Origin of the sequence: Rhodococcus sp. NPDC059968 (genome assembly GCF_042738615.1) — a bacterium.
In the GTDB taxonomy this organism is placed as follows: domain Bacteria; phylum Actinomycetota; class Actinomycetes; order Mycobacteriales; family Mycobacteriaceae; genus Rhodococcus_F.
The window spans coordinates 1-8792 of the sequence record NZ_JBHWUE010000190.1; the positions used below are offsets into that span (position 1 = coordinate 1).

6 protein-coding genes and 1 pseudogene are annotated in these 8792 nt (G+C 65.8%); 3 read left to right on the forward strand and 4 right to left on the reverse strand.

Annotated elements, in window-relative coordinates; translation table 11 throughout:
• Nucleotides 1–368 precede the first annotated feature (368 nt).
• Nucleotides 369–1235 (forward strand): aldo/keto reductase, encoded by an 867-nt coding sequence (locus ACFWAY_RS52130; RefSeq protein WP_378516318.1) that lies wholly within the window; start codon nt 369–371, stop codon nt 1233–1235.
• 53 nt (nt 1236–1288) lie between these two features.
• Entirely contained in the window at nt 1289–1468 is a 180-nt protein-coding gene (locus tag ACFWAY_RS52135; protein ID WP_378516320.1) for a hypothetical protein, read from the forward strand.
• Between the two features lie 1601 nt (nt 1469–3069).
• On the opposite strand, the gene ACFWAY_RS52140 is transcribed toward ACFWAY_RS52135, so the two are convergent.
• The 3 genes and pseudogenes from ACFWAY_RS52140 to ACFWAY_RS52150 all read right to left on the reverse strand — a co-directional run.
• Nucleotides 3070–4221, reverse strand: a complete 1152-nt coding sequence (locus ACFWAY_RS52140; RefSeq protein WP_378516315.1) for a response regulator transcription factor — start codon at nt 4219–4221, stop codon at nt 3070–3072.
• A gap of 17 nt (nt 4222–4238) precedes the next feature.
• Nucleotides 4239–5519 (reverse strand): ATP-binding protein, encoded by a 1281-nt coding sequence (locus ACFWAY_RS52145; RefSeq protein ID WP_378516319.1) that lies wholly within the window; start codon nt 5517–5519, stop codon nt 4239–4241.
• Nucleotides 5502–6446, reverse strand: a pseudogene (locus tag ACFWAY_RS52150) (aldo/keto reductase); the annotation flags it as partial. The pseudogene ACFWAY_RS52150 and the gene ACFWAY_RS52145, both read right to left, overlap by 18 nt.
• A gap of 1430 nt (nt 6447–7876) precedes the next feature.
• On the opposite strand from ACFWAY_RS52150, the gene ACFWAY_RS52155 reads away from it, so the two are divergent.
• Nucleotides 7877–8374 carry a serine/threonine protein kinase gene (locus ACFWAY_RS52155; protein ID WP_378516316.1) on the forward strand — a complete coding sequence of 166 codons (498 nt, stop codon included), beginning with the start codon at nt 7877–7879 and terminating at the stop codon, nt 8372–8374.
• A gap of 229 nt (nt 8375–8603) precedes the next feature.
• On the opposite strand, the gene ACFWAY_RS52160 is transcribed toward ACFWAY_RS52155, so the two are convergent.
• On the reverse strand, nt 8604–8792 hold a 189-nt coding region (locus ACFWAY_RS52160; RefSeq protein ID WP_378516317.1), incomplete at its 5' end, for a nuclear transport factor 2 family protein.

Genomic DNA, 8792 nt, shown 5'->3' on the forward strand with positions numbered 1-8792 from the left:
CGCTCACGGGTCTCGGTGTCGTACTTCCTCGGTGCTGGCATGATTTCATTCTCCTGGTTCAATCAGGAGTCTCCACCCGACCCAGGACAGTTCACGGGTGCCGGCTAGCAGGCATACGCAGATTGAGGCTAGCCACGACGACATACGGCCTGTCGATCGCGACGCTGGGGGACGTCAGGAAGCAAGAAGCGGTTCATCGCGTCAAACCCCGGTATTTACTGCTGGGGGACCCAGGTGCACGCCGAATCAACAGGTTTCACAACGAGTGCTCCTCGTGACTCTCCGGGCTGCCCCGGTGGGATTCCGTTGCGGAATAATGCCGGCTGTGATGGGAGTTGTACGACGAGTTCATTTACGAGGGAGTCGATATGCCAGTGACCACAGTTTCCGCCGCCCTATCGGGAACGTTCTCGATCGGCGGCACCACACCCGTCGTCCGGCTCGGATACGGCACAATGCAGCTCACCGGCGAGGGCGTCTGGGGTGATCCGAAGGACCCCGACGAGGCGGTTCGCGTTCTGCAGCGCGCGGTAGAGCGTGGGGTGACGTTCTTCGACACTGCCGATTCCTACGGGCCGGTGGTTGCCGAACAACTGCTGAAGAAGGCGCTCCATCCGTACGCGGACGACGTCGTGATTGCCACCAAAGCAGGCCTTACGCGATCCGGTCCCGGTGACTGGCGCCCGGTGGGGCGCCCCGAATACCTGCGCCAGCAGGCCGAGTTGAGTCTGCGAAATCTGGGCCTCGAACAGATTCCGCTGTTTCAGTTACACCGCATCGACGCCCAGGTGCCGCTGGCCGATCAGGTCGGCGAACTGGCGCTGCTGCAGCAAGAAGGCAAGATCAAGCACATCGGCCTCAGCGAGGTCGGCGTCGAGGACGTGAAAGCGGCCGGCGAGTTCGCGACAATCGATTCCGTTCAAAACCTGTACAACCTCGCGCACCGCGATGCCGAAGAGCTGCTCAACTACGCGGAGCAGAACTCGATCGCGTTCATTCCGTGGTTCCCCCTGGCCACCGGAAGGCTTGCCACAGAAGGTGGCCCGCTGGACACGCTTGCGAGGAAGTACCATGCATCACCGTCCCAGCTGGCCTTGGCCTGGTTGCTGCGGCGCTCGCCGGTCGTGCTCCCCATCCCTGGAACCTCGTCGGTGGCACATCTGAACGACAACATCGATGCTGCGGCGCTCTCGCTCACAGATGACGAATTTGCGGAGCTCGAAGCCGCGTTCTGACGACGCGATTGCACATTGCAGGATCAGCGGCAAACAGCAGCGTAATCCGATGATTGAAACTGCCCGTGCGCATCGCCGAGTCGCGATCGCCACGGGCGTTCCAGCTCAGCTCGGTCTACGACACCCTGCAGGAGCAGATCGGCTACGAGACCACCCGCGGCGACGCCAGCCGGATGTGGCTGGTCGGCGGCTCCTCTTCGTCTCAGTCGCGGCTGGCATCGGCCTCGTACTGAACCGCCGAATCCTCTGAACCCAGCTCGTCAGTACATCGACCCGGCATTTCCGGCAGGACCAGTTCGGATCGGCGAACGAGACACTGGTGGAGAGAAGATCGCAGCGATGTTGTGTCCAAGTCAGGACCGCTCGTGTGCGAGGTTGACGAGTCGATGAGCTAGCGCCGTGTCGAGCTGGAAGGTATGGACGAGGTGACCGGCGTCGTACCCCGATCGGGCTTCGGACCACGCCACCCAGAGCCGCGGGATCTGATCGTCGGGTTGATCGCGCAGCTCTGCCGGAAGCCGTTCTCGTAGGTCGTCGTACGAGTCATCGGCCCTCTGCCGGGCCGCTGTGCGATGTGACGGAAACGCTCCGCGCCACCTGCGACGAGTATTGAGAGCAGTCTCTCCCCGCGGGAAGCATGGTGTGTCGGCTGGTTCGGGAGATTTCCGTGCGGCGCCATCGGGGTCTGGTTGCGGCGGATGATGCGGTATGGGTCGAGTCGGCGGACAGAGCCGAGCGAGTGCTGCAGTGATGGCATTCTTCGCGAGTTGACGCTGCGAGCCCTTTTTGGTTTGTACTTGCATGGCCGTACCTTCCGCGGCGCCGAAGAGACCACGTTGGGGGTCGATGTCCTCAGCAAGGCTAAGCAGTCTTCGAAGGGCGAAACCAACTGCAGAGGAGTAGATCACGAATCCTGGTTACTTCGGTGATTTCCACATTTTCGGGTGCGCTGCCGGGGAGCGGCGCAGTTCCCAGTAGACGCCCCAACCCTGGTCCGGTCGTTATAGTTGCCTGTGAGTTTGCTGGTAATTCCATCCGGGCTCAGCTCTCCCCAGCGTCCGCCCGTTCTTGTGCTCTGGACCAGCAACCAAACCCGCGACGTACTCACGCACCCGGGTACGCGGTTCCGAACGCGCGAACCGACCGGACATGCGCTCGTGCACGGCTTCCAGCTCCGCGGCAACCACATCAGCGTTCACACAACGAGTATCGACCTCCTGCCAATCACGTGCCGTTGCAGTAATGTCGATGCCTTCTGTTCACACCGGTTCGACCCGGACACTTCCCTCGGAAAGACGATGGGAGCCCTCGACACCGCTGTGCGCTCGGGGCGTGCACTGTACGCGACCATCCCGCCCGGCAGGCTCTAGAAGCTCAGAGGACGCTATGAGGTTGGGGTACTGAGGCATTGGAAGAGGACGTGTCGATCGGGTCCATAGACCACGCGACGGCAACGCTCGTCAACGGCTTCCTACCCAACTTTGTTGCGCGATCCGGTGCCATCTGGCGATCCGTTGACCTCGCCAGAGGTGCAGACCTGCGTCACGAACTCGGTAATCCTCGCGGACCGGGGACTGCCGGTGTCCCTCGTATGCGGTCGCCGGGACCGAATGATCCTCCTTGCGGGCTTCGTGTCGCTCAGGACGGCGCTTCGCAATCCACGTTCCCTCACGGCGAGGGACCGGTCATGGCTGGCTGATTCACGACCCCAGCACATTCGCAGGTGCATTGCGTACGGCTCTCCGGGCCCCCGATTGGTCAGCGAATCTACGGGCGGCGGAGCCGCTTCGCCAGAGACGCAGCCCTGCCCGGTGCCGAAGCGTCCCGCGCCTGATCAGCGCCGCTCGTCCTGGGTTTGCTCGGTGACCCAGGCTGCGATCTGTGCACGCGAAGTGAAGCCCAGTTTGACGCGGATGTGCTCCACGTGCCCCCGCGCGGTGCTCTGCGAGAGCACCAGCTTCGTGGCAATCGCCTTGTTCGTCAGGCCCTCGGCCACCAATCCGGCAACCTGCCACTCGCGTGTGGTCAACCCGGCGTCGGTATCAACACCCGGGCGCGGCGCCGTCCCATGTTCCTCGTCGAGCGCGTACGCAACCGCGTTCTCGAAAGTCATGGCTTCGCCGTGCCGCACCTGCGCATTGAACACTCGCACACCGGGCGCGCGACGGGCCTGCCGCGCGCATTCCTCATGGTAGGCGAGCAGGTTTGGGACGGCGACTGGGGAGCTGCCCACCGTCTGTGACAGCGCCGCCGCGGCGCCCAGCAGCACGGCGGCCCGCCGGTCGAGGTGCTCGGCCGCGGCGATCCACGCCAGCGCCTCCAGACACCAGGCCGCGTGGAGTGGGTCGTCCACCACCCGTGTGAGCCGCAGGCTTTGCTCGAGTAGCCTCGAGGCCCGCCTATGGTCGGTCTGCCATACCGCAAGACCGAGCGCCCCTAGCGAGTACGCCCGCTGCACTGTTTCGCCGTGAAGTGCCGTGATCGCGAGCACCTCCCGCTTGCACTCGAGCGCCCGGGGTATGTCGCCGAGCAGTCCGCTCGCCAGCTCCAACCCGACCAGATCCCCGATCAACCGCCCGAGGTTACCCTCGGCGCGGAACTCCGCAAGAGCGCCTTCGAAGCAGTCGACGGCGCGCGACAAATCTCCGCCGACGAGCGCCTGCAGCCCGTCGGCCTGCGTGACGATCGCATGCGCCTCGCGGTCTCCCAGCCGCTCGGCAAGAGTGCGCGCTTCCTCGACCAGCGCCGCCCCCTTCTGGAGGTCGCCCTGAAATCCGGCCAGCGTGGCGTCGGCGGACAAGGCTTTGACCCGGTCCGTGGTCGGTGCACCGCTGTGGCGGGCCAGCACTCGGTCGAGCCAATACCTCCCCTCACCGAGCAGGCCGTGAGTGAGCCACAACGTGTACAGGGCGGCGGCGATCCGCAGACCGGCCTCAGCCTCGTCTTCGCCCGGCTCGGTCACGCAGAACTGCAGAGCCTCGCGCATATTCGGCTGCTCTCGCTTCAACCGGGCAATCCAGTCGAGCTGCTGGGGCCGATCCACTCCGCCTCGGCCCCCAGCACCAACTGCTGGTACCAATCGCGGTGCCGCCGGCGCAATGCTGCGTCCTCGCCGGTTTCCTGCAGCTTCTGCCATCCGTACTCGCGTAGGCTCTCGAGCAGCCGGTACCGCGCCGCCGCCCCGGCGTCTTCCCTGATCAGGATCGACTTCTCAACCAGGCGAGCGACCATGTCCAACACCTCCTCCCGCGCCAGGAACCCCGCGCAGAGACTTTCCGCGGCGTCGAGTTCGAAGCCACCGGCGAACACCGACAACCGTGCCCACAGCCGCTGTTCCTCCGGCTCACACAGGTCGTAGCTCCAGTCGATGGACAGCTGCAGCGTCTGATGGCGCGAGGGCGCACCCCGGCAGCCGTGGGTGAGGACCCGAAATCTATCGGCGAGCCGATCCAGAATTTGTTGGGGGGACAGCACCCGCACGAGGGCCGCTGCCAACTCGATGGCCAGTGGCAACCCGTCCAGGTGCTGGCAGATCCGGGTGATCGTGACCCGGCTGGCCTCCGACAGCGCGAATCCGGGTGCCGCGGCCTCTGCCCGCGCCGCGAACAGTGTGATGGCGTCGGACCCGGCCCAGTCGTGCAACGACGCCGGTCGGTCCGAAGTGGGGAGCGTCAGGGGCGGCACCCGCATCACGGCTTCTCCTCCGATGCCCAGGGGTTCGCGACTTGTTGCCAGGATGCGTAGCTCGGGGCATTGTCGGAGTAACCTCTCGGCCAGCATCGCAGCCGCCCCCACCAGGTGTTCGCAGTTGTCCAGCACGAGTAACATCCGCCGATCGGCAATGTGCTCGGCCAGCAGCTCCAGTGACGGGTTGGATGACTGCTCGCGCAGCCCGAACGCCGCGACGACGGTGTCAGCCAACAGTTCCGCGTCGTGTAGCTCCCCCAGCTCGACCAGCCACACACCGCCGTCGAAGGCGCGGCGCACGTTCGCGGCCACGCGCAGTGCCAATCGTGTCTTGCCGACCCCACCGACGCCCGTCAGTGTCACCAGGCGGGCGACCGACAGCAGCCGCTTCGTCTCGGTCAGCTCACGTCGGCGACCCACGAAAACGGTCAACTCGAGGGGCAGGTTCCCGACCTTGCCCCGCCCGGCAGGAGCCATCACAGCGCTCTCCGACGGCCCCCGCTGGGCCCGTGGGATCACGGTTCGGGGCGGATGTGGTTGGGACCGAATGGGTCGATGTCCTCCGGGTCGGTCGGGGGTCGGCGTGGCCGCCGCCATGATCTCGTCGATGTCGGCGAGGTCTCCCGCACTGAGCCACACCTCGGTGGCCCCGAGGCTGTCCTGGACATGGGCCGCCTGCCGGGCACCGACGATGGCGACGTGCACGGCCGGGTTCGCCAGCGTCCAGGCAATCGCCAACTGGCTGACGGTCATGTGTCGTGCGGCGGCGAACCTCTCCAGCGCGGATACCGTCGCCAGATTGCGCCGGTAGGTATCGCCGGTGAAAACGCTGCTCGTGCCGCGCCAGTCATCAGCGCCGAACACCGTGTGCGCGGTGAGGGTTCCGGTCAACAGGCCGTGCGCCAACGGCCCGTACACCAGCACACCGATGTCGTGTGCCCGGCAGGCGGGCAGCAGGTCGTCCTCGATCTCCCGGCGGAACAGGTGATACGGCGGCTGCACCGTCTCCACCGGCAGCGTCGCCGCGAACTCCTCCATCTGCGCGGCGGTGTAGTTGGACACCCCGACGTGCCCGATCTTGCCGTCGGCGACGAGGTCGGCCAGCGCACCCGCCGTCTCGGCGGCCGGCACCGCCGGGTCGGGCCAGTGCACCTGGTAGAGGTCGATGTGGTCGATCCCCAGCGCCGTCAGGCTGGCATCCACCCCTCGGCGCAACCAACCGGGGCTCGCGTCACGGACCAGCCCCGAGTCGGTCCTGCGCAGGCCGCCCTTCGTGGCGATCACGAGCTCGTCACGCTCGGTGCTCAGTTCGTGGCGAAGGACCTTGCCGAGGATCCGCTCGGACTCCCCGAAACCGTAGGCCTGCGCGGTGTCGAAGAAGTTGACCCCCAGCTCGCGGGCACGGTGGATCGCCGCGATCGCCGCGTCCTCGTCGAACCGGCCCCAATCTCCGCCGAGCTGCCAGGTGCCGAACGCAATACGCGAGACGTGCAGCCCGCTTCGTCCCAATGTCGTGGTCTTCATGCCTCCACAATTGCGCCCCAACCAGCTCCAGTCGCCACCGCTACCAACCAACAGCACCTCCCGCCAACGGGAATCCAGACCTACATGCCACCCGCACCTGCCCAGATCTTGGCCTACGGCACCAATCGTCGTCTCCGATACTCCTGTCCAGGGGCCTCGAGGCACACCGCGGCGACGACCGACGCCCGTTTTCCGCACCACCGTTTCGCGTCATCGACGCTCCGGGACCTGCCCACCATCTTCGCGGATGATGAATTCAGCGAAGCGGCCAGTTGCGGCCGGGACCTGCGCGAACACGACCACGGGATGAAGCGGACAGCGTGCCCACCCGGGCTCAGTCGGTTACGGCAACCGCACACCGGCACCACCCACCAGCGGTGGCCGCAATTCCCGCACCCGTTCCGTCGGTCCCGCCTTCTGCACCGCTGATTGCCATGACAGCGGCCGACCACCTGGTTTGGTCTCGCGGTAGAAGTGCGCATTCCCGGGGAATACCCCTGTGCGACGAACTCCCCGCCCGCAGAACGCTTTCGGCGGACCGGATCGAATTGCCGAGCGTCTGACGTGTTCGCACGCCCGGTTGCGAAACCTCGTACGCGGCGGAATCGGTGAATTGCGACGATAGCCGGCCCGGCGCTCTCGCCGCGCATCGGCAGGTGATGGCCCGCTCTCAGAAGTGGCCCAGATTGCCCTGCCACAGGGCCGAAATAACGTACAGAACGATGACCAGCGGATAGTACAGATTGATCACCGCACTCACCTCCACGAAACGGGACGTGCGGGAGGATGTTTCGCCGCCTACGGTTCGTGTACCCGGCCTGCCGGGGAGTACCCGGGCGATCGTGGCCGCAGTTCGGGTGAGCTGCAGTACCGGTGGCGACTCCCCGGAACCAGTGCTTCCGGCGCCCGCTCGAGGCGCGTATCGTCGCCGAAGGCCCCACGGCCGCAGGTCGACCAAATACTCGGGCCTTACCCACCACCGCACCCCCCGCTGACCGTCAGTTCAAGGCGCGCGGCCACAGTGCCGGGTTGGAAGTGCGCGACGGCGGCGACGATACGGAGGTCGGCACCGACCTCCAGGTCCACCACGACCAGCCCAACGAAACGGGTTTCGTAGCCAAGGATGCGGTGGCATCACACCGAGCCACTCGATCATCGGACTCCCCGCACAGATCACAGCATTGGGGTGCGGACTCAACAAACTCGGCGGCCCCGATGGCCAAGAACCGAATCTCCGGGAAAACGTGATGCCCTCCGACGAGCGCACGATCGGGTCCCTACCCACCGGCGACCACCACGGCCGAGGTGTACGACCGAGCCGATCCGTTGCGGAGAAAGTGAGCACCGACAAGCGATCGACCTCGGGTTTGTTTGCGGCGGAGGTATTGCCGATCTAGCGCCGATCCGGCACGATCACAACCATCATGCGGATGCGGAGGTGGCCGGAGAACCCGGCACCGGTCTGCGGAGGCACCGAAGTACACGGTCGACGACTCCTGGTCGCCGACACCTCACTGACCCTCGAGCTGGCACGGGTCGTCGCCTACGAGACCGGCCTCGCCGTCCACCTGACGCTGACTACCACCGCCGGCTCCGCCCGCCGGGCCCAGCACCAAACCAGGTTCTTGACAGACCCCCGGGACACCTCGGCTCGCTGGTCCTATCTCGACATCTGGTTCGGCACCACCGATCACGATCTGGCCGTCGCCGACCCCTACCGCATGCGCCCCGACATCGAGGCCTCAGCGGCCGCCATATGCACCTACCGCACCGAACCCCAGTACTGGATCGGCACGGACACCGATGATGCGCCCGTGCGGTCGCTCACCCTCACCGCCGAGTGGCGGCACATCGGGTTGAAACCCACCACCGCGACCCTTGCCCTCGACCACGTCGATGATCGACGAACCCGGCGCGCTCGCAGGTGATCGTCTCGTTTGTGTTCGGCGATGGTGCGCAGGAGCCTGGAAGGTTCGGGGTAGCTGGGGTGTCCCATCCGCTGCCACCACGAGAATCGCGGTACCCGAAGCTCGGCGGCGAGGACTCGGCCACACGATCGGACTCGGCGATGACATGCTGTGCGCTGTGCACACGGTTCCGCCGATGTCGTCGACGAGCTCGACGACTGGAAGCGGCCCGTGGCTTCCATGACGGCATCTATTCGCCGTCGGCCCAGCTGACGTGCTGGGTCAGACTCTCGATACGCCAACCATCCGATGTGCGGAGCATGTGGTTGGTGTACGAGCCGCGCAGCAGGAAGAACCCGCCCTCGGCGCCCTCGCGGTAGTGCTGCGCGTACATATACGAGTAGCAGAGCGCCCGGTCGGAATCGTTTTCGTCGAACTC

Excerpts from the sequence above, each read along its gene's own strand:
- ACFWAY_RS52130 (WP_378516318.1), top strand. The coding sequence starts at position 369 with ATGCCAGTGACCACAGTTTCCGCCGCCCTATCGGGAACGTTCTCGATC.
- ACFWAY_RS52140 (WP_378516315.1), bottom strand. The coding sequence starts at position 4,221 with ATGCGCGAGGCTCTGCAGTTCTGCGTGACCGAGCCGGGCGAAGACGAG.
- ACFWAY_RS52145 (WP_378516319.1), bottom strand. The coding sequence starts at position 5,519 with ATGGCGGCGGCCACGCCGACCCCCGACCGACCCGGAGGACATCGACCC.
- ACFWAY_RS52155 (WP_378516316.1), top strand. The coding sequence starts at position 7,877 with ATGCGGAGGTGGCCGGAGAACCCGGCACCGGTCTGCGGAGGCACCGAA.